Below are 2,138 nucleotides of genomic sequence, written 5' to 3' on the forward strand. Positions count from 1 at the left end.
TAAAGAGAGAGGGGGAATCAACGTGGGGGTTATGAAACGCTACATGCAATTCGTCAAACCTTATAAGAAGCAAATTTTCGTTACAGTGTTAATCGGGATCGTAAAATTCTCCATTCCGCTTGCTCTCCCATTGCTTCTGAAGTACGTAGTTGACGACATTATTCAAGGAGGCGGCACGGCCAGTGACAAAACCACGTCATTGTTCACGATTATGGCGATCATGTTCGCCTTATTTTTAATTTTGCGCCCGCCTGTTGAATATTACCGGCAATATTTTGCCCAGTGGACTGCCAGCAAGGTGCTTTATGATATAAGAGCTAAGCTGTTTGACCATATACAAAAACTGAGCCTTCGTTTTTACGCGAATACAAGAACAGGGGAAGTCATTTCCCGAGTGATTAATGATGTAGAACAAACAAAGGATTTCGTCATCACAGGGCTGATGAATATATGGCTCGATATGCTGACGATATTGATCGTGATCTCTATCATGCTCACACTGGACGTTAAATTAACGCTGATCTCTATCGTTTTATTCCCATTATACGGAATATCAGTGAAGTATTTTTACGGCCGTTTACGAAAGCTGACAAGGGAGCGCTCACAGGCTCTTGCTCAAGTGCAGGGGCATTTGCACGAACGCATTCAAGGCATGCCTGTCATCAGAAGCTTTGCGATAGAAGATCATGAACAGGCTCAATTTAATGAGAAAAACGGTCATTTCTTAGATAAAGCCATCCGCCACACGAATTGGAACGCCAAAACCTTTGCGGTCGTTAATACAATTACAGATTTGGCGCCGCTCATCGTCATAGCGTGCGCCGGGTATTTTGTCATTAATGGACCGCTGACAGTCGGAACAATGGTCGCGTTTGTCGGATATATTGACAGAATGTACAACCCTGTTAGAAGGCTGATCAATTCCTCTACAACATTGACACAGTCAATCGCATCAATGGACAGGGTGTTTGAATTTATTGACGAGCCCTATGAACTCACTGACAAACCAAATGCGATAAAGGCCGATCAGATTCGCGGAGGAGTGGAGTTTCAAAACGTTTCGTTTCAATATGAGAAGGACAAAGAAAATATTCTTCATGATGTATCCTTAAAAGTAAATAGAGGAGAAACTGTAGCTCTCGTCGGCATGAGTGGAGGAGGAAAATCAACGCTCGTCAGCCTGATCCCAAGATTTTATGATGTAACAAGCGGCAGACTGCTGATTGATGGGACGGATATTCGCGATTATGAAGCAAGAAGCCTTCGCAACCAGGTTGGTATGGTGCTTCAGGATACCTTTTTATTTAGTGAAACGATTCGGGAAAATATCGCGATCGGCAAGCCTGATGCCACACTTGAAGAGATAATCGAAGCCGCCAAAGCTGCAAATGCCCATGAATTTATCATGAGTTTTCCAGAAGGATATGAGACCCGGGTGGGGGAACGAGGCGTTAAGCTTTCAGGCGGACAAAAGCAGCGGATCTCAATTGCGCGGGTATTCCTGAAAAATCCGCCGCTCCTCATTTTAGATGAAGCTACATCAGCTCTGGATTTGGAAAGTGAGCATTACATTCAAGAAGCGATGGACAAACTGGCGAAGGATAGAACAACTTTTGTTGTCGCCCACCGTTTATCGACAATCACCCATGCGGATAAGATTGTTGTCATGGAAAACGGCACAATCATTGAAATCGGAACCCATGATGAACTCATGGACTATGAGAGCCAGTACAAGCACTTATTTACCATTCAAAATTTGAACTAAAACATCAATCTTATATCCTTTTAACGAAGGATATAAGATTTTTTTGTATATAAAAAAACCCGGCTGTTTAACCGGGTTACTCTTCTGTTTCTATTTCGCAGTCTTTCGGATGATACGTTTGAAAACTTGTGATAAGTGTTTCTAAATGTTCAAGCTGCTCGCGATATTCCACGGCGCTTGCCATAATATTGAGCATGTTGTAATCAATAAGCTCCTCATCCGTATTCTGCTGATTTTTTAAAAATGACTTTGTTAAAAGCTGCTTATACCGGATGCCTTCTTCAACCGCGTCATCATGCGGCTTGATTTTTCCGACAAACCTCATCAAAATCCGTTCGTGCCAGTAAAGCAGGTAATCAAGTTCTTCAGTCAA

At 42.8% G+C, this 2,138-nt stretch carries 1 protein-coding gene and 1 pseudogene; one reads left to right on the forward strand and one right to left on the reverse strand.

All coding sequences use genetic code 11. The annotated features are described in order from the left end of the window. Positions 1–22: 22 nt before the first annotated feature. Complete coding sequence (locus RAC86_RS38060) at positions 23–1,765, forward strand: ABC transporter ATP-binding protein (protein WP_009966836.1); 1,743 nt, start codon at positions 23–25, stop codon at positions 1,763–1,765. 76 nt (positions 1,766–1,841) lie between these two features. Here the strand turns inward: RAC86_RS38060 and RAC86_RS38065 are convergent. After that, positions 1,842–2,138, reverse strand: a pseudogene (locus RAC86_RS38065) (aromatic acid exporter family protein); the annotation flags it as partial.

It is taken from the genome of Bacillus sp. LR_5 (assembly GCF_042709275.1).